A 20,145-nucleotide genomic window follows, 5' to 3' on the forward strand; every position below is an offset into this window, starting at 1 on the left:
GTTTATTATGATATAATAATGGTTATGTTTTAAGCAATTTTTTAATATATTGTATATGTAATATAGTATATGTATATTAATCATTAAATATTGAACATTATACTATTATACCACAAACATAGTTCATATTGTAGGGCTTAATTAAAAGAAAGGTGGTTTTCTTATGAAGATACATTTCATTGGAATCGGTGGCATAAGCATGAGTGCTTTAGCTGAAATATGCCTTAATAAAGGATATAAAGTTTCTGGTTCAGATTCAAACGAATCTTACTTATTAGATAAACTTAGATCTCAAGGCGCTAATATATTTATAGGACATGAAAAAGAACATTTGGCAGATGATGTAGATATGGTTGTTTACACTGCGGCAGTTCATGATGATAATGCTGAGCTTATTGCAGCTAGAGAAAAGAATAAACTTGTTGTAAACAGAGCTACTTTCTTAGGTCAAATAATGAGAGAGTACAAAAATTCTATAGCAATTTCTGGTACTCATGGTAAAACTTCAACTACTTCTATGTTATCTACTATATTCCAATATGCGGATTTAGATCCAACTATATTAGTTGGTGGAAATTTAAGTAGTATAGGTGGTAATGTTAAAATAGGTAACTCTGATCATTTCATAACAGAGGCATGTGAATATGTTGATAGTTTCCTAAACTTTAACCCTAAGATATCAACAGTTTTAAATATAGAGGAAGACCATTTAGATTACTTCTCAGGCTTAGATGAAATAAAAGCATCTTTTAATAAATTTGGTAAATTACTTCCTAAAGATGGTTATTTCATAATAAATGGAGATGACGAAAATACAAATGATATATTACACGACGTAAAAGCTACTGTTATAAAATACGGTACAAATTTAGATAATGATGCTTTAATTAAAAATATAAGCTTCAATGAAAAAGGTCATGGTATATTCGAGATAGAATTGAATGGTAAAAATTTAGGTGTATTTGAACTTTCTGTTCCAGGACTTCATAACATCTACAATGCTACTGCTGCTATATTAGTTGCTTATGTTTCTAATATAGAATTAGAGCTTATAAGAGAAAATATAAAATCTTATTCTGGTGTTGGAAGAAGATTTGAGGTTAAGGGTAAATATAATGATGCCTTAATAATTGATGATTATGCTCATCACCCTACTGAATTAAAGGCTACTTTATCTGCTGCTAAAAAGATGAAGAAGTCTAAGTTATGGTGTATATTCCAACCTCATACTTACACTAGAACTAAGTCTCTTTTAAATGAATTTGCTGAAGCATTTTATTCTGCTGATAAAGTTATTATAACTGACATATACGCTGCCAGAGAAAATGATCCAGGAGATATTCATTCTAAAGATTTAGTTGAAAAGTTATATCAAAACCATGTTGATGTTGCTTATATAAGTAAGTTTGAAGATATAGTTGACTATCTTCGTGATAATGTCTCTTCTAATGATTTAGTAATAACTGCTGGTGCAGGACCTATATACAAGGTAGCTGAAGAATTAGTTGAAAATTAATAAACAAAAAGGATATACTAGCTAGTATATCCTTTTTGCTTATTAAAATACTTATTCCTCTAATTTAAATATGTCTTTTACAAGATAATCATATAATCCAGTGTGGACTTCATAATATGCTTGAATTTTATTCTTTCCTTCACCCTGTGTTATTTTTACATAATCTTTACCCATTGTTTCTACTTTCGCATCATAGTTCTCGCCTTGAATGTTTATAGTAAAGTTGTACTTACTTCTTTCTTTACTCTTTTCTGGCTGAACTTTGCCAACCATTCTCTTTTGAACCATTTTAAGTGCTAGGTCTTTAAAATTCCAGCCAAATATTTTCTTAGTTTCATCTTTATAAGTTATTTTTACAGTATCCCAACTCTTATACTGCTTTATAAAGTCAAATGACAAATATATACTCTCACTTAAAAGCTTACTAAGTTCTTTTTTTGTAGCAACCGGAACTTTATAGTACTCTTCTTTGCTGACAGTGTATACCCTAAAGTAATTCAAGTCTGTTGAAAATCTAATTCCATCATCTGAGTTACCATTGTATATAGGAGTGTATGATTGTGGCTTTCTTATTTTTGTAAATTCTGTAAATAACACAGTTATATTATCCCAATAATCCTTTTCTATTCTAACACTTTCTACTTTTGAATCTGATAAGTATATTTTACTTTTAGAGCTCAATTGTTTTATTAATGATCTTGTGTCATCTTCTAATGCCTCTGTCGTTTGTTGTCCTGGTTCTTTGTCTTTTGTATCTTTGAACAAGGTAAATCCTAAGAAATAGCATACAAAGAATAACACTACAGTAAGAGCTACTAAAACCTTTTTTTTGATTTTTTTCTTCTTAGCCATCTTCACGCCTCCTTTATCCATATAATCATAAGATAATTATATTACTTTTATGTAGTTTTTGTAAGACATAATTACTTATTATACTTATTTCCAGGGAAATTACTACACCCTTCTACACAAATACTTGTACATTTTTTAAATTTTATACATTTTTCTCTTATCTTTTAACATAAAAATAGTATCTAAAAGCAATTTAGATACTATTTTCTAATTAGTTTTTAATTTTTAATTTATGCTTCTTTTATTAACTCAGTTACCATTTTAGCAGAATTTTCTATATCCTTTATAGCTATATATTCTTCTAATGTATGAGCATTTTTCATACCTATACCTAGGTTAACTGCTTTTATTCCATTTTTATTTAATATATTAGTGTCACTACCTCCACCTGTAGATGTTGTGTGACCTTCTACATTCATATTAGCAAAAGCTTTTTTAGCTAGCACTACTATTTCATCATCTTCAGATATATTAAATGGTGCATAAGCTCTTGTAGTTTCTATTTCTATTTTAGCTCCAAATTCTTTAGCTGCTTTTTTAAATACATCTACCATATGGTTTGTTTGAGCATCTAACTTTTCTTCGCTTAAGCTTCTAGCTTCTGCTGCTATTTCTAATTCTGGCATAACTATATTTGTTGCTATTCCACCATTTATTATACCTATATTAGCAGTAGTTTCTTCATCTATTCTTAATAAATTCATATTTTCTATAGCTCTTGCTGCAACCATTACTGAACTTACTCCATTTTCTGGTTCAAGACCTGCATGAGCTGGTTTTCCTATTATTTTGACCTTTATAGCATCTTGTGCTGGCGCTTGAATTATTATTTCTCCTGGAGCTCCACCACTATCTAAAACAAATGCATAATCTGCATTTACTTTAGAATAATCTAAGTACTTAGCACCATATAATCCGCCTTCTTCCCATATTGAGAATACAACTTGTATATCCGCATGTTGGATATCATTTTCCTTAACTGTTCTTAATGCTTCTAATATAGCAGCTATACCAGCTTTATCATCAGACCCTAGTACTGTTGTTCCATCACTTTTTATTATACCATTAGCTTCATCTATTATAGGCTTTACTCCTATACCAGGACTAACTGTATCCATATGTGAAGTGAAAAGTAATGTTTTACCCTCTCTATTTCCTTTTAATGTAGCAATTACATTTCCTGTTTCTCCACCAGCTTTTACACCAGCACCATCTATCACAACTTCTAAACCTATTTCTTTTAGTTTTTCAACTAAAACTTCAGCTATTTTACCTTCTTTTGAAGATGGACTGTCGATTTGAACTAGCTCTAAAAATTCATTGATTAGTCTTTGATTATTTATCATATATTCTCCTCCAGTTATACTTGGTCTACCTATAATTTTAGAGCATTACCAAAAATTTATCAATATCTGAGGTAATTTATTCTATTTTATTATTTTTCTACTTCTTGAATCTATCATACATAACCAATATCCTAAGCTATCATTTCTTGTGTCACAAGGTTGATATTCTCTAAACCCTGTATGACCTTTATCTGGTTGTTCTGTTTTATTCCCTGGAACTGCGTATATATAATTTTTTCTCTTATTATACTCATCATATTGTACACCAAATAAGTAATGTCTATACTTATATGATTGCATCACTGCATCACTATACATTGTATAATTTAGAGTATTAACATATCCTAAGTAAGGCATAGTATAACCACATAAAGTTATAGGACTTATTTCAATTTTCCACCATCTAGTATTATCTATTTCATCTTTAATAAATGGTTTTACTTCCTTAAAATGTTTAAGCCCTTTTTTTATTTGTCTTGGCATTAAAAGTGTTCCCGCTGTTTTTTGGTATTCGTCTATAGAATTTGATTTTGCATACTTTTGACGTGTTTTTTGTTGATGTGAAGCATTAGGATATGTCTTGTTTTCTTTAGGTTCACTACTTTTTCTATTTTTCTCTATAGTTTTATCTATATTATCATATTCGTCATATTTTTCTCTAGTTTGAGGATTTACATCCTCCTCTATAATTTCATAATAACCATCATCTGAGTTGTATACACTTTCTTCTTCACTTTCATACTCTTCTTCATCATCATCTATTTCTATATACTCTATTTCTTCATACACTTCATACTCTTCTTCATTATCATCTTCTTCTATATTATCTACATCTATATATCCTATTTCTTCATATTCCTCAAACCCTTCGTCATTATCATCTACTTCTATATACTCTATTTCTTCATATCCCTCAAATCTTTCGTCATCTTCATACTCTTCTCCTGCAAATAATATTTCCTCATAATTATCTATCTTAGTACCTTTAAATCCTATAAGTGGTACAGTTTTTTCATATAAAAGAGCTATACCTTTTATATCTATATCTTCTCTGTCTAAATTTAATGTAAATTCACCTTTTCCTTGCTCACTTGGCAATACCTTTCCTAAATCAAGGGTATCATAATCGCTTTGTATAGCAACTACCCTATATCCATCTTTCATAAATTTAAGATTTTCTACATATAATGAAATTATTGATTTTTCATCATTTATCTCTACTTTAGCAAATGCTTTTGGTAAAACACGTTCTTTGTATCTAAAGTTAGTGTCCTTAGCTTCAAGGATTATATAATCTCTCTTAAATTTTTTTTTAGCTGCCACTTTTAATCCCCCTTTTAACATAATTTCTCTTAATAGTATATGAGTATGATTCTAAAAAAAGTACCTTCAATTATTTTGAAGGTACTTTTTCATTTACTTTATTTGATAAAGTGGCAAACTCTTCTATTGATAAAGTTTCCCCTCTTCTTTTTTCATCTATATTAGCAGCACTTAGTACTTCCTTTATCTCATCTTTACTTAAGAATCCTAATCCACCTAATGCATTAAGTAATGTTTTTCTTCTTTGTCCAAAAGCCGCTTTAACAGTCTTGAAGAATATTTCTTCATTATCAACTGGATATTTTATTTCTTCTCTAACATGAAGTCCTATAACTGTTGAGTCAACATTTGGTTGTGGTATAAACATATGTCTTGGTGCTTTTGCTACTATTTCTGTATCACAATAATATTGAACTGCTACTGATAAAGCTCCATAATCTTTTGTTCCTGGTACTGCATTCATTCTATCTGCAACTTCCTTTTGTACCATTACAACTATATCCGTTACTGGTATATCTTCTTCTAAGAACTTCATAACTATTGGAGTTGTTATATAGTATGGTAAGTTTGCAACTAATTTAACTGGTCCCCCATTTAGTTTTTCTTTTACTAATTCTTGAACATTTACTTTTAATATATCTTGATTTATAACTTCTATATTATCAAAGTCTTTTAATGTTTCACCCTGTAATATAGGTATTAATGTTTTATCTATTTCTATAGCCACAACTTTCTGAGCTACTTTACCCATCTCACGAGTTAGTGTCCCTATACCAGGACCTACTTCTATTATATAGTCTCCTTCAGAAAGTCTTGCCCCTCTTAATATTTTATCTATTACATTATCATCTATTAAAAAGTTTTGCCCTAAAGACTTTGAAAATTTAAATCCGTGCTTTTCAACTACATCTTTTGTGGCTCTATGTGATGAAAGTCTATCCATTAATTTTTCTCCTTTTATATTTATTTATCTAAAGTTTCTAGTGATTTTACAAATTCTTCTCTAGTAACCCCATAATTATTTAATCTATTTAAGAATTGCTTGGCATTTCCATATCCGATTCCAAGTATCTTTCCTAATTCATCTCTTCTATTAGATGCATCTTCATTTCCTATAAGTCCATTTCTTATTAAATCAACTTGCTTAAATTCATCTCTTTTTTCTGTACTTTCTGTTCTAACTCTCTCAAGAGCTGCTATTATACTCTTTGGTGTGGCATTTTCTATACCTATGTCACCATCTTTTTTAGCTTCCTCTCTTGGTAAAAAAGCATGCTTACATCCTGGAACTTCTGCAGCTATTTTTTTTCTTATTTTTTCACCCGCAAAATCAGGATCTGTAAATATTATTACTCCACGTCTTTTTTGAGCAGATTTTATTCTTTCCATAACACCTTTAGGAAACCCAAATCCACCAGTTGTTATAAGTTCTGCATCTACAGCTCTTTTTACTGCTGTAACATCGTCTCTTCCTTCTACAACTATTATTTCTTTTATCATTATCAATTCACCTTTATCTGTTTTGTATCCTGTCTTAACTTCATTTCTATATTTTACGTTTTTTATGTAATTTTATCAAGGAAAAACAAAAACTATAATATCATTATGTGCTATAGTTTTTGTTTTTACACTCTATTTTTATTGTGTTTTACAATATTTACTTAATAATTATAGTGCCTAGAATAATAATGTATATCTATAAATATTTTATAATTGTATTAAAAAAAGCTCTTGAGACTATACAGTCTCAAGGGCTTTTATTTTATATTAAATAATCTTTTAGCATTTTCTTTTGTAGCTTTGCAAACTTGCTCGTAAGATATACCTTTTTCTTGAGCAATCTTATCTGCTACAAATTGAACTAATGATGGGTCATTTCTTTTCCCTCTATGAGGCTCTGGAGCCATATATGGTGAATCAGTTTCTATTAATAAATATTCTATAGGTATTTCTTTTGCTACTTCTCTAGTTTTTTTATTATTTTTAAAAGTCACTGTTCCTGGTATTGATATATAGCAACCCATTTTTACATATTCTCTAGCTAATTCAACATTCCCACTATAACAATGAAGCACGCATCCTATTTCTGGAGATTTTGTATTTTTTATTATTTCAAAAGTATCTCCATGAGCATCTCTATCATGTATTATTATAGGCAATTTTAACTCATTAGCTAATTCTATTTGTTTTTTAAACCATTCTTTTTGTTCTTCTCTAGGTGAATTATCATAGTAATAGTCTAATCCGATTTCACCTATAGCTACTACTTTTTCATTTTCAGTAGCTAATTTTCTTAAAGTATCTATTGCAGTTTCATCTAAATCTTTAACATCGTGTGGATGTACTCCAACTGCTGCATATATAAAATCATACTTATTAGCTAATTCTACACTAGTTATTGATGTTTCTATATCTGCTCCTGGATTTAATACTAAATCTACACCTTTTTCTTTTAAAGATTCTATTAATTCTTCTCTATCTTCATCAAATCTTTCACTATTTAAGTGTGCGTGTGAGTCAAATAACATTTTTTATTCTCCTAACTAATTAACGAACTTCGCATCCATCCTTAGCACCTGTTGCTACTGGTACTATTAAATCATCACCATCATCTCCAGCAGCTAATATCATACCTTGAGATTCTACTCCTCTTAGCTTAACTGGCTTTAAGTTACAAACAACTATAACTTCTTTTCCAACCATATCTTCTGGCTTATACCATTTAGCTATTCCAGATACGATTTGTCTTGTCTCTGAACCTAATTTTATTTGAGATACTAAAAGTCTATCTGCTTTTGGATGTTTTTCACAGCTTAAAACTTTACCTACTCTTAGTTCAACTTTATCTAATTCATCTATTGTTATGTTTTCTTTGTGCTCTAATGGAGCTACTTCTTCTACTACGTCTTTCTTTTCTGCAAATAATTCGTTCAATTCTTCTACTTCCTTTTCTATATCTAATCTTGGGAATAAAGATTCACCTTTGTGTACTTTTGTTCCTTCAGTTATTAATCCAAATGTTTTAACACTTTCCCAAGTTGTTAATTCTTCATTTGTTATTCCTAATTGACAGTATATTTTTTTAGCAGTAGCGTTCATTATTGGATTTATTAATGTAGCTACTATTCTTATAGATTCACATAAGTTGTATAATACTGTATCTAAAGTATCTTTGTTAGCTTCATCTTTTGCTAAAGCCCAAGGCATAGTTTCATCTATATACTTGTTAGTTCTTCTTATTAATTTCCAAGCACTTTCTAATGCTTCATTAAATTGAAGTTTGTTCATTTCATTTTCAAAATTTTCTACTGATAATCTAGCAGTTTCTTTTAAGTCAGCATCAAATTCAGTAGTAGCTTTTGGCATTGGTATTATTCCACCGTTATATTTTTCAACCATTGCAACTGTTCTACTTACTAAGTTTCCTAAATCATTTGCTAAATCTGAGTTAAGTCTAGTTACAAAGTTTCTATGAGTATAGTTACCATCTTGACCAAATGCAAATTCTCTTAATAAGAAGTATTTAAGAGCATCTACTCCGTATCTTTCTATCATTTGCTCTGGGTAAACTATGTTTCCTTTTGATTTACTCATCTTATCATTATCAAATAATATCCATCCATGTCCATATACTTGTGTAGGTACTTCTTCACCTAAAGCCATAAGTATAGCTGGCCATATTATTGTATGGAATCTCATTATTTCTTTACCTACTATATGAACATTAGCTGGCCAGAATTTTTTGTATTCTGAATCATTTTCACTCATATATCCTAAAGCTGTTATATAGTTGCATAAAGCATCTACCCAAACGTATATTACGTGTTTTTCATCAAATGGTACTTTTATACCCCAATCAAATGTAGTTCTAGTTACACATAAATCTTCTAATCCTTTATCTAAGAAGTTTGCAACCATCTCATTTTTTCTTGATACTGGGAAACAGAAGTTAGGGTCAGCAAATAATTCTCTTAATCTATCTTCATATTTTGATAATTTGAAGAAGTAAGCTTCTTCCTTAGCATCATAAGTTTCTCTTCCACAGTCAGGACACTTATTTCCATCTACTAATTGTGATTCTGTCCAGAAACTTTCACATGGAGTACAATACTTACCTTCATAAGCTCCTTTGTATATATCTCCTTGTTCATATAACTTAGTGAATATCTTTTGGATTATTACCTTATGTCTATCTTGTGTAGTTCTTATGAAATCATCATATGATATATCCATAGTCTTCCATAATTTTTGTATATCTGCTATCATCCCATCTAAGTATTCTATTTCAGTCATACCTTTTGCCTTAGCAGTTTTTTGTATCTTTTCTCCGTGCTCATCTGTTCCTGTTAAGAACTTTACATCATATCCACAGAAACGTTTAAATCTTGCTATTGCATCTGCTGCAACAGTTGTATAAGTATGTCCTATATGTAAGTTTCCACTTGGGTAGTATATAGGAGTTGTTACATAGAAAGTTGGTTTTGTCATATTCTTACCTCCTGATTTATTTTTAGTATATATTTATATTTTTAACCTTTAATATAGAGTTGAAACTCTTTGTATTAAAAAACTCGCCTCCTATGATATACATAGGGGCGAGATTATTCGCGGTACCACCCTAATTATCTAAATTTATAGATACTACTTTAAAAGTTAAAACTTATTGATGTTTACTCATATCAATATGGTATCTTATAATACTTTAGATATCTTAGCAGACTATAACGTGTCTAACCGTTTTATCTTAAAAATAGAACTCTCTATTATTCAGATAAAAAAGCTCCGAGGCCATCTTCAATAATTTCTTTGACGCTAGCTTTCACCTAACCTAGCTCTCTGTAGAAAAAGTCCTTATTTACTCTTCTCTTCTCAGCTTTATATATTTCTATATTTTACTAAATAAATATATTTTATTCATTTTATGTAATCTTGTTACTATTTAAAACTAATTCTATATAATTAATAAATTAATGTCAATTGGTTTTTACACTTTAATTATACCATCTTGTACATTTTATAGAAATATTAAGCTGTAAATAATATATAGCAGATAAATACAGATGCTATAACTCCTGCAATATGACTTATCATAGCACAAGTTAGTGTGTGTCTAGTGTTCTTTATTTTTAAACTTCCATAGTATATAGCCATTGTGTAAAAAATTGTTTCAGATGCCCCAACTATTGTAGATCCCATTTTCTCTATTATAGTATCTATACCTACTCTTTGTGCTAATTCAGTATACATTCCAAGTGCACCGCTTCCTGAAAGAGGTTTTACTATTATTAATCCTATAAGTTCTTTTGGTATACTCATTAGCTCTGCTATTGGCTTAAATAAAAATTCAAGCATTTCTATTCCTTTCCCAGTTTTAAATATCCCTATCGCTAAGAATATCCCTATTATGTAAGGTGTTATAGACCAAGCTGATTTAAGACCATCTATTGCTCCTTTTACAAAACTATCATATATATCTATTTTTTTGTGTCTTCCATAAATAACTATATAAAGTATTATTAGAGGGACAAGTATATTTGAAAATAGCTCCATCTATCTTAACCTCCTTTTACTTTGCAATAATTTACAGGTTATTATAGCTATTATTGTTGATACTGTTGTTGCAAATAGTGTAGTTACTATTATCTGACTTGGATTTTGAGAACCTAAATCCATTCTTATTTTGAGCATAGTAAATGGTATTAACTGAATTGATGATATATTAATGACTAAAAACATTATCATATCATTTGTCGCTGTATCCTTTTTAGGATTTAAAGTTTGTAGTTCTTCCATAGCCTTTAGTCCAAATGCTGTAGCTCCATTACCTGCCCCTACCATATTCAAAGCTATATTCATAACCATATAAGACATAGCTTTATGTCCCTTTGGTATGGATGGGAAAAGTCTTGTCATTATAGGGTTTAGTTTTTGTCCAATTTTTTCTATCAATCCAGCATCTTTTGCTATGTTCATTATCCCCATCCAAAGAGCCATTACCCCAGCCAAACTTATTGCAAATTCTACTCCTTTAGATGCTTCTGTTAATATTACTTTGTTTAGTTCTCCTAGATTATTAAACACCATACTTCCTATTATTCCTATAGCAATCATATAAAACCATATTCTTGCCATTAAATCGCCTCCCCTCTAGATAAATTTTATGATTTATATATACTACTTTATACTTGAAACTTGCACTATATTGTGTTTTAGTATATATGTGGGGTTTTTTAATCAACTAGCTTTTCATACTAATCCATATACGAAGTGATTTTATAATTATATATATTTAAGGAGAAATGCAATGAGAAATTTAACACTTCTTACTGATTTGTATCAACTCACTATGATAAATGGTTATTTTGAAAAAAATATCCATGAAGATGTTGTAGTATTTGATATGTTTTTTAGAAAAAATGCTTGCAACGGGGGCTACACAATAGTGTGTGGTATAGATCAATTTGTTGAGTATATAAAAAACATAAATTTTTCCGATGAAGATTTAAAGTATCTTAAAAGCCTAAATCTTTTTTCTGATAAATTTTTAACGTTTTTGAAGGATTTCAAATTTACAGGGGATATATACTCAGTTGAAGAAGGTACTATAATGTTCCCAAATGAGCCTATACTTACTGTAAAAGCTCCATTATATCAAGCCCAATTAATCGAAACTGCCTTATTAACAATTGTTAATTTTCAATCACTTATAGCAACGAAGGCATCTAGAGTTTGTTTTGCTGCTCAAGGAGATCCAGTGTTTGAGTTTGGACTTAGACGTGCTCAAGGTCCTGATGCCGGTACATATGGTGCTAGAGCTGCTATGATAGGGGGATGTAATGCTACTGCTAATGTTTTAGCAGGTAAATTATTTGATGTTCCTGTAGTAGGAACTCAAGCTCATAGCTGGGTTCAAAAATTTGATACAGAATTAGAGGCATTTGAAGCTTATGCCGACATATATCCAGATAAATGCCTTTTACTTATAGACACTTATAATGTATTAAATAGTGGACTTCCTAATGCTATAAAAGTATTCAAAAACTTAAGAGAAAAAGGTCACAAGCCTTTAGGTATTAGATTAGATTCTGGTGATTTACACTATTTATCTAAAGAATGTAAAAAAGCATTAGAAGAAGAAGGTTTTACTGATATTAGTATAACAGCATCTAATGACTTAGATGAGCATACTATATCTAATCTTAAATCTGAAGGTGCTGCTATAAACTCTTGGGGTGTTGGAACTAAATTGATAACATCTGCTGACTCTCCGTCTCTGGGAGGAGTTTACAAGTTAGCTGCATCTTTTAATGGCGATAAAATAGAACCTAAGATAAAATTATCAGAAGATCCTGAAAAAATAAATAACCCAGGATATAAAAAAGTTATAAGAATTTATAATGAAGATAACAAGGCTGAAGCAGATTTAATAATGTTGCATGATGAGAAAATAGATGAATCTAAGCCTCTTACTGTATTCCATCCTGTATACACTTGGAAATCAAAAGTTTTTAATAACTATACAGTTAAAGAGCTTCATAAGCCTTTATTTATAAATGGTAAATGTATGTATGAGCATAAACCTGTTATGAAAATAAGAGATTATGTACAAAATGAGTTAAACACTTTATGGGATGAGTACAGAAGATTTTCTAATCCTCAAACTTACAAAGTAGATTTATCTAAGGACCTTTGGGACCTAAAAAACAACATGATAGATTCTAAAAATTTCTATAATAAATCATCTTAATACAAGGGGGATTCAAAATGGATGCTACAGATCACAGAATTATAGACATTCTACAACAAGATGGTAGAATTTCAATGAAAGATTTAGGTAAAATAGTTGGACTAACTTCTCCAGCTGTTTCTGAAAGAGTTAAAAGGCTAGAGGAATCAGGAATAATAGAAGGTTATAAAGCTATAGTTAATCCTGATGCTTTAGGTAGAGTTATAAAAGCTTTTATACACATATCTTTACCTAGCAATAAGTATGAAGAGTTTATTAATGTAGCTCGTCAAGATCCAAGAATAGTTGAATGTCATCATGTTACAGGAGATGACTGCTCACTATTAAAGGTTGTAGTTAGAGACATGTATGAACTTGAAAACGTTATTGATACAATAAAGAAAATCGGCTCTACTAAAACTTCAGTTATACTATCAACACCAATACAAGCTAAGGCTATATTATAAAAATTGATCCAATATTATCAAAAAAGAAGTCAATGTAAAGTAACTACTATTTTACATTGACTTCTTTTCTTTAAAAATATATATTCTAGCTAACTAATATTTATATTATGAACTTTGCTTATATCTATAGATATAATTCGTAAGTGCATATTCCATATACACCTTTATTATATTCATATCTTCATTTGGATTTAGTAGTTTTCTTGTTGCTACTATATCGCAATAGCCTAATATAAACACTCCTATACAGTCTTTTCCTAAAATATCAAATAACTCTGTAAGATTTTCTTTACTCATATCATTTTTCTTATATAGAGCTAAGAGTACCATATGGTATCTTACATATTTTTCAATCAATTCTATACTTCTTTCATCAAGATTTAGGCTTTTTCCTAATTCTCTTGAAATTTTAGCTCCTACTATCTCATGCCCTCTAAAATGTACTCTTCCTGTATCATCTACTGTTTTACTGTCTGCTTTACCTATATCATGTAAGAATATACTTAATTTTAATAGATGAATCTTTTTTATATGACCATCCATATCTTCATTTAAATATTCTTTTATATTGTTTCTTAAATGACTTGAGAAAAATTCTCCCTCTTTGAGCATTTCTTCAAACTCTTCTAAGGCTTTTATAGAATGTTCATAGACATTTACTACATGAAATTTACATTCTCCTACTTCCTTCATGCCATTTAATTTTAATATAACTTTTTCTAATTTTTTAAGTCTATCTAATTCTTTAAACTTTTCTGATGTATTTTCAAACACTAAACTTTCTAACAACATATCTTTAATTTCCATTTTAGCCACCCCAAGTTAGTTTTATTTTATAGGTCTAAAACTTGCTTATATACTATATCTTTCTGTAGTTTTCTATCCTTACATACTATTTTTATAGCTTCTTTTTTATTTTTACCTTCTTCTAGTAATGCAATAACATATTCTCTTTCATTAAGGTCATCATAGCTATTTTTCTTAGTTATCTCACCTTTAAATCCTTCTACTATTAATACAAATTCACCCTTTACTTCTTTTTCATTAAATATTTCAATTACTGTTTCAATATCTTCTCTTATTACTTCTTGATATTTTTTAGTAAGCTCCCTATTTACTGCTATTTTTCTATTTCCTAATATTTTTAGCATATCTTTTAAAGTATCTTTTAATCTATGTGGTGATTCATAGAATATTATAGTTCTTCTTTCTTCCTTGACTTCTTCTAATTGTTGCCTTCTTACTCTCTTATCTCTATCTAAAAATCCTTCAAAAGCAAACTTTCTAGTTTCTAGCCCTGAACCAACTAAAGCTATAATAGATGCACTAGCTCCTGGCAATACTTCTATCTCTATATTATTTTCTATTGCTTGCTTTATTATTTCTTCACCTGGGTCGCTTATTCCAGGCATTCCTGCATCACTTATTAATGCTATATTTTCTCCATTTAATAATTTATCTATAAGATAACTTCCTTTAGAATCTTTATTATGTTCATGGTAACTAGTTAATGGTTTAGATATTTCAAAATGATTTAAAAGCTTTATACTATGTCTTGTATCTTCTGCTGCTATTAAATCTACTTCATTTAAAATTCTTACTGTTCTATAAGTCATATCTTCTAAATTACCTATAGGTGTTGGACATACATATAACTTTCCGCTCATTTACTCTTCTCCTATATCTTCATTTGCATATATTGCTTTTATCTCATCTGTATAGTTTCCATCTTCTCCATATACATATAATGGGTCCAGTATTTTCAATTCTGGTCTTCCATCTTTAGCAAACTCTACAAGTATTAGGTTTGGTGCCTTATTAGCTCTTGGATGAATAAATTGAACTTGCTTAGGTTCTAGTCTATATTTTCTTCCTAACTCTATTATATCTACAAGTCTTGTAGGTCTATGTATCATGAAAAACTTTCCTTTAGGCATTGTAAGCCTTGATGCTGCTCTTATAACATCTTCTAAGTTGCATTTAACTTCATGTCTTGATATCATCTTTTTATCATTAGGGTTTTTTATACCATCCATGTGCATATATGGAGGATTTGATGTAACTACATGATAGCCATGTACTTCTAGTGTTTTATCTATTGTTTTTATGTCAGAATTTATTATTTCCACTCTGTCTTGTAGATTGTTTAATTTTACAGAGCGAGTAGCCATTTCATATACTTCTTCTTGTATCTCTACACCTATTATTTTACTCGCTTGGCTTTTTCCTGCTATAAGTGTTGGTATTATACCTGTTCCAGTTCCTAAATCTACTACTTTAGCTCCTTTTTTAACCTTTGCAAAATTAGCTAATAATACTGCATCTATACCAAAACAAAATCCAGTTTTATCCTGTATTAATTTAAGACCTTTCAATTGCAAGTCATCTATTCTTTCTGTTTCCTTTAATTGTACTTCCATATATATCTCCTTTCATGTCTTACTCTAAGACTGTCAAATACTTTACTAAATATATTAATATTTTCTATATTAAGTTCTTTATCAATTATATTTATTCTATCTAAAAGGGTAGGAAAAATCCTACCCCCTTAGTTATATAAAATTAATCTTCTAGTTTCTTTAACTCTCTTAATGTAGCTTCATCTATATCATTTTGACATCCACCACATTTTCTAGGCTCTTGTAATACCTTAACATCATCTTTAAGATATACTTTTATAGTCTTATCATTAAATTCAACTTTAACTTGTTCTAATAATGGATTTATTTCTATAACTCGTCCTTTTCCATCTTCAACTTTAACTAATGCTCCTACTGATGGCATAACATCTATCGCTTCTGCATACACATCATGCTCATATTTTAAGCAACAGAACAGTCTTCCACATATTCCTGATATTTTTGTAGGGTTTAATGATAAACTTTGGTCTTTTGCCATTTTTATAGATACTGGTTGGAAATCTCCTAACCATGATGAACAACAAAGACTTCTACCACATGGTCCTAATCCACCTATTGTTTTAGCTTCATCTCTAACCCCAATTTGTCTTAATTCTATTCTAGTCTTAAATATCGATGCTAAATCTTTTACAAGCTCTCTAAAATCTATTCTGCCTTCTGCTGTGAAATAGAAAATTAGCTTATTTCTATCAAATGTATATTCACAATCTATTAAATACATAGTTAACCCATGGCTTTTAATTTTTTGTTGGCATATTTCAAAAGTTTCCTTAGATTTTTCTTTGTTTTCAAGATATATTTTAGTATCTTCTTCTGTAGCTACTCTTATGATTGGTTTTAATGGTGAAACTAACTCTTCTTCTGATATTTCCTTTGGCCCTACTACCACTGAACCATATTCTAATCCCCTTGCAGTTTCAACTACTACATCCATATTTTTCTCTATTTCTAAATCAACAGGATCAAAGTAATAAATTTTACCTGCATTTTTAAACCTAACACCCACTATCTTTATCATTTAATCACCTCATATATATTCAAAGCCATAACTTGCATACTTATATTAAAGTTACAATTGCTTCTTATCTTTTTCTTTGTCTCTTCTATTATATCAATAATCTTAGACACTTGAGAATAGCTAATTTTTTTACTCATATTTTGTAAAAAAGTAATTTTATCGGAATTTATTATCATGTTCTTGTCAATTTTTTCTTTTATAAACATAATATCTCTAAAATAATTAATCATAATATCTAAAATATTGAATATATCTCCTCTATATTTTTCTATATCTAACGATATATCTAATATATCAACTATATTCTTATCAAGAAGTATTTCTATATATGATTGTATTTCTTCTCTCATAAGAGCAAACTCACTAGATTCAGACAGTTCTAATGCTTTTTCTATACTACCTCTAGAAAAAGTAGCTAACAATTGAGCTCTCTGTTCATCTACACCTTTTTGTATTAGGTATTTTTTTAAGTCTATAAGAGATATAGGTAAGAATTTAATTATTTCACATCTAGATTTTATAGTGTCTAAAAGAGCTTCTTTATTAGATGTTACAAGAATTATTATAGCATACTGTGGTGGCTCTTCTAACGTCTTTAAAAGAGCATTTTGACCTTCAACTGTCATTTTATGTGCATCATTTATTACATATATTTTATAATCTTTATGAGGCTTTATAATTATATCTGTTTGTAATTTTCTTATTTGTGCTATTTTTATACTATTTCCATCTGGCTTTATCTCTATATAGTCAGGGCTATTATTAACATCACTTATATCTAGCAATAATTTTGCTAATTCCTCGGTTAGTTTCTTTTTTCCTATACCTTCTATTCCTTCAAACATGTATGCATGGCTTATTTTGTTATTGTTTATAGAATTTGTTAAGTATTTTTTAGCAAACTCTTGTCCTATTATATCTTCAAAGTACATATTTATCTCTCCACAGATTTTATCTTATCCTCTACAACCTTGTATATCTCTTCATGTATACTATCTATACTTCTAAGGTTTTCTTCCTCTACACAGTTTATTTTTTCCCAATTATACTTATCAGCTATATATAAAGAGTTGTTATATGATTTCTCTAAATAATCTAAATCACTTTCATGTATATCTTTTTTATCCTCACCAGTTATTTTGTTTTTTCTATTTTCCATAAGTTTTTTACTAAACTCTATTGGAACATCTAAAAATACTACACAATCTGGTTGTGGAATTTTATATAGATTAAACTCATAATCAAATAACCAATCTAAATATTTATCTCTATCTTCTTTAGCCATTTTAGAAGCTTGATGTACCATATTAGATGTTGTATATCTATCTGCAAGTACTATACCACCATTATTGTAGAACTCTTCCCATTCTGTTTTAAACGATGCATATCTATCTGCTGCATAAAATGTAGATGCTATATACGGGTCTACATCTGAAGGCTTACTTCCAAAATCTCCTCTTAAGTACATCTTAACTAGTGCTGATGATTCTCCATCATAGTTTGGATATTCAACCTTTCTAACATTATATCCATCTTCTAAAAGTCTTTCATATAACTTCTTTGTTTGAGTGGCCTTTCCGCTTGCATCTGATCCACTTTCTATGATTATTAACTTTCCCTTCATATTTATATCCTGATTAAAAAAATATTTAACCAGGTATCACCTCCGTAATTCTTTATTTAGTCTTATATATTTTGATTTATTTTTTAATTATGTATAAGATACATTAATAGAATAATAGATTAACTGACATAACATATTAAACTGAGTCTATCTAAAATTTATAATCATTTATATTAGTCACTTATAATCTCTATAAATTCTAAATTCAAATCTTTTATTCCATTTATATTCATTCCTTTTTTATGGCATAAAATTACATAATCTATTATTTCTTTAGTAATTACTTCTCCTGGAGACAACAAACTCACTCCTGGAGGATACGGTATTACATATTCGGCACAAATTTGTCCAATACTTTCATATATTTTAACACTTTTCTTATTTTTATAAAATGCCTCTCTAGGATTTAGTGCTTTTTCTGGTATTACTACTGGATATTCTAGACATTCTATATAAGAATCTTTCTTATATCTATTCGACATGTCTTCTAATGCTTCGGATAATTTATCTAAATCTTCTTTAGTATTTCCTATAGTACATATTAAAAGTACTCCATAATAATTGGCTAATTCTACCTGTATATTGTACTTTTCTCTTAAAAGATCTTCTAATTCATATCCCGTCATTCCTAGTTTTTTAGAAGATAAAAATAACTTTGTTTTGTCATCCTCATTATATATATCAAAACTTGTATTTTTATTTTTTTCTTTAAATTGCTCTATATTATCTAAAAGTTCTTCCATTAATTCATTACCTTTAGTTTCATATATATCTACAGCCAATTCTAATGAAGACATAAGAATATAAGAAGGACTAGATGACTCTATTATTCTAAGCATAGTACTTAATCTTTGTCTATCCACTCTATCTCCTTTTATATGTATCATTGATGATTGAGTAAATGAAGGTAATGTCTTATGAGTACTTTGAATTACTATATCTGCACCTTCTTCTAGGGCAGTCTTTGGTAATCTATCACTTAAACCTAAATGCGCCCCATGTGCCTCATCTACTATTACTGCTATATTGTGCTTGTGTGCATAATCACATATTTCCTTTAATTCAAAAGTTTTTCCATAGTAAGTTGGATATGTAAGTAAAATAGCTTTAGCATCTAAATTATTGTCTATTATCTTCTTAGATTCTTCAATATCTATTCCCTCTTGTATATTAGTTTCTTTGTCAATTTTAGAAAGTATATATATAGGTTCTATATCAGCTAATATACATGAATTTATAACAGATTGATGGCAATCTCTATTAACAATTATCTTATCCTTAGGATTACATAAAGCCATTATAGCCCCTTGTATCCCACATGTACTTCCATTTACAAGATAATATGTCTCATCGCTTTTGAAAGCCTTAGAAGCCCTTTCTTGCGATTTTTTTATTATTCCTTCTGGCGAATGTAAATTATCAGTTCCTGGTATCTCAGTTGTGTCCATTTTATATATATTTTTAACTATATCAGAGTATCCAAGTTTGTCATAAATTTTTCCTAACTTATGACCTGGCACATGAAATGATATTAGATTAGTTTCTACGATTTCTCTTAAATGATTAATAATCTCTGTTTTCATTTTGTTCTCCTTCTAATGATTAGATCTAACCAATAATCAATATAATAAATTAATACTTATTTAATATGTATTATATTTATCAATTAATTTTCGTATATAAATACAAATAAAGTCGTTGATACTATTATAATCTATCAACGACCTTATTTATACTCATAAAAATAATTTTAATCATTATTTAATTTTAGACATAAAAAAAGATTACGTGGCTACGTCTTACTCTCCCAGGGGGTCGCCCCCCAAGTACCATCAGCGCTAAAGAGCTTAACT

19 protein-coding genes and 1 other annotated feature are annotated in these 20,145 nt (G+C 29.2%); of the genes, 3 read left to right on the forward strand and 16 right to left on the reverse strand.

What is annotated here, in order from left to right:
- Nucleotides 1-163: 163 nt before the first annotated feature.
- Nucleotides 164-1,516: a UDP-N-acetylmuramate--L-alanine ligase gene (murC, locus tag ABCP60_RS12180; protein WP_092921469.1), complete on the forward strand. Its 1,353-nt coding sequence runs from the start codon at nucleotides 164-166 to the stop codon at nucleotides 1,514-1,516.
- Nucleotides 1,517-1,567: 51 nt separating this feature from the next.
- Here murC and ABCP60_RS12185 read toward each other — a convergent pair whose 3' ends face one another.
- The 9 genes from ABCP60_RS12185 to ABCP60_RS12225 form a co-directional block, all read right to left on the reverse strand.
- The gene (locus tag ABCP60_RS12185; protein WP_092921471.1) at nucleotides 1,568-2,368 is read right to left on the reverse strand and encodes a hypothetical protein; all 801 of its coding nucleotides are present in this window, start codon (nucleotides 2,366-2,368) and stop codon (nucleotides 1,568-1,570) included.
- Nucleotides 2,369-2,598: 230 nt separating this feature from the next.
- Nucleotides 2,599-3,714, reverse strand: coding sequence for a M20/M25/M40 family metallo-hydrolase (locus ABCP60_RS12190; protein WP_092921473.1), 1,116 nt, complete (start codon nucleotides 3,712-3,714; stop codon nucleotides 2,599-2,601).
- An 81-nt stretch (nucleotides 3,715-3,795) separates the two neighbouring features.
- Nucleotides 3,796-5,037 (reverse strand): hypothetical protein, encoded by a 1,242-nt coding sequence (locus tag ABCP60_RS12195; RefSeq protein WP_195581705.1) that lies wholly within the window; start codon nucleotides 5,035-5,037, stop codon nucleotides 3,796-3,798.
- A 70-nt stretch (nucleotides 5,038-5,107) separates the two neighbouring features.
- The gene (gene rsmA, locus ABCP60_RS12200; protein ID WP_092921477.1) at nucleotides 5,108-5,980 is read right to left on the reverse strand and encodes a 16S rRNA (adenine(1518)-N(6)/adenine(1519)-N(6))-dimethyltransferase RsmA; all 873 of its coding nucleotides are present in this window, start codon (nucleotides 5,978-5,980) and stop codon (nucleotides 5,108-5,110) included.
- A 20-nt stretch (nucleotides 5,981-6,000) separates the two neighbouring features.
- On the reverse strand, nucleotides 6,001-6,537 hold the full coding sequence (gene rnmV / locus ABCP60_RS12205) for a ribonuclease M5 (protein WP_092921479.1): 537 nt from the start codon (nucleotides 6,535-6,537) through the stop codon (nucleotides 6,001-6,003).
- Between the two features lie 257 nt (nucleotides 6,538-6,794).
- Nucleotides 6,795-7,565 (reverse strand): TatD family hydrolase, encoded by a 771-nt coding sequence (locus ABCP60_RS12210; protein WP_343101825.1) that lies wholly within the window; start codon nucleotides 7,563-7,565, stop codon nucleotides 6,795-6,797.
- A 19-nt stretch (nucleotides 7,566-7,584) separates the two neighbouring features.
- The gene (gene metG / locus ABCP60_RS12215) at nucleotides 7,585-9,558 is read right to left on the reverse strand and encodes a methionine--tRNA ligase (protein WP_343101829.1); all 1,974 of its coding nucleotides are present in this window, start codon (nucleotides 9,556-9,558) and stop codon (nucleotides 7,585-7,587) included.
- 67 nt (nucleotides 9,559-9,625) lie between these two features.
- Nucleotides 9,626-9,917 (reverse strand) — a binding site (T-box leader).
- Nucleotides 9,918-10,062: 145 nt separating this feature from the next.
- Nucleotides 10,063-10,587 carry a spore maturation protein gene (locus ABCP60_RS12220; RefSeq protein WP_092921485.1) on the reverse strand — a complete coding sequence of 175 codons (525 nt, stop codon included), beginning with the start codon at nucleotides 10,585-10,587 and terminating at the stop codon, nucleotides 10,063-10,065.
- Nucleotides 10,588-11,169, reverse strand: coding sequence for a nucleoside recognition domain-containing protein (locus ABCP60_RS12225; protein WP_240276228.1), 582 nt, complete (start codon nucleotides 11,167-11,169; stop codon nucleotides 10,588-10,590). It lies immediately after the preceding gene.
- A gap of 172 nt (nucleotides 11,170-11,341) precedes the next feature.
- Here ABCP60_RS12225 and ABCP60_RS12230 point away from each other — a divergent pair, with 172 nt between their 5' ends.
- Together ABCP60_RS12230 and ABCP60_RS12235 are read left to right on the forward strand one after the other, a co-directional pair.
- Nucleotides 11,342-12,784 (forward strand): nicotinate phosphoribosyltransferase, encoded by a 1,443-nt coding sequence (locus ABCP60_RS12230; RefSeq protein ID WP_092921489.1) that lies wholly within the window; start codon nucleotides 11,342-11,344, stop codon nucleotides 12,782-12,784.
- Nucleotides 12,785-12,801: 17 nt separating this feature from the next.
- Nucleotides 12,802-13,230: an Lrp/AsnC family transcriptional regulator gene (locus tag ABCP60_RS12235; RefSeq protein ID WP_092921491.1), complete on the forward strand. Its 429-nt coding sequence runs from the start codon at nucleotides 12,802-12,804 to the stop codon at nucleotides 13,228-13,230.
- 105 nt (nucleotides 13,231-13,335) lie between these two features.
- Here the strand turns inward: ABCP60_RS12235 and ABCP60_RS12240 are convergent, their stop codons facing one another.
- The 7 genes from ABCP60_RS12240 to ABCP60_RS12270 form a co-directional block, all read right to left on the reverse strand.
- Complete coding sequence (locus tag ABCP60_RS12240) at nucleotides 13,336-14,037, reverse strand: HD domain-containing protein (RefSeq protein WP_092921493.1); 702 nt, start codon at nucleotides 14,035-14,037, stop codon at nucleotides 13,336-13,338.
- 26 nt (nucleotides 14,038-14,063) lie between these two features.
- Complete coding sequence (rsmI, locus tag ABCP60_RS12245) at nucleotides 14,064-14,897, reverse strand: 16S rRNA (cytidine(1402)-2'-O)-methyltransferase (RefSeq protein WP_092921495.1); 834 nt, start codon at nucleotides 14,895-14,897, stop codon at nucleotides 14,064-14,066.
- Nucleotides 14,898-15,650 carry a tRNA1(Val) (adenine(37)-N6)-methyltransferase gene (locus tag ABCP60_RS12250; RefSeq protein WP_343101826.1) on the reverse strand — a complete coding sequence of 251 codons (753 nt, stop codon included), beginning with the start codon at nucleotides 15,648-15,650 and terminating at the stop codon, nucleotides 14,898-14,900.
- A gap of 142 nt (nucleotides 15,651-15,792) precedes the next feature.
- Entirely contained in the window at nucleotides 15,793-16,668 is an 876-nt protein-coding gene (locus tag ABCP60_RS12255) for a stage 0 sporulation family protein (RefSeq protein ID WP_092921500.1), read from the reverse strand.
- Nucleotides 16,665-17,600, reverse strand: coding sequence for a DNA polymerase III subunit delta' C-terminal domain-containing protein (locus ABCP60_RS12260; protein ID WP_343101827.1), 936 nt, complete (start codon nucleotides 17,598-17,600; stop codon nucleotides 16,665-16,667). The genes ABCP60_RS12255 and ABCP60_RS12260 overlap by 4 nt, the downstream gene beginning before the upstream one ends.
- A 2-nt stretch (nucleotides 17,601-17,602) precedes the next feature.
- Nucleotides 17,603-18,292 carry a thymidylate kinase gene (locus ABCP60_RS12265; RefSeq protein ID WP_092921504.1) on the reverse strand — a complete coding sequence of 230 codons (690 nt, stop codon included), beginning with the start codon at nucleotides 18,290-18,292 and terminating at the stop codon, nucleotides 17,603-17,605.
- 173 nt (nucleotides 18,293-18,465) lie between these two features.
- On the reverse strand, nucleotides 18,466-19,875 hold the full coding sequence (locus ABCP60_RS12270) for an aminotransferase class I/II-fold pyridoxal phosphate-dependent enzyme (RefSeq protein WP_343101828.1): 1,410 nt from the start codon (nucleotides 19,873-19,875) through the stop codon (nucleotides 18,466-18,468).
- Nucleotides 19,876-20,145 lie beyond the last annotated feature (270 nt).

The sequence above is a fragment of the Romboutsia sp. MSSM.1001216sp_RTP31141st1_G3_RTP31141_220114 genome, assembly GCF_039031195.1.
GTDB lineage: Bacteria > Bacillota > Clostridia > Peptostreptococcales > Peptostreptococcaceae > Romboutsia_C > Romboutsia_C hominis.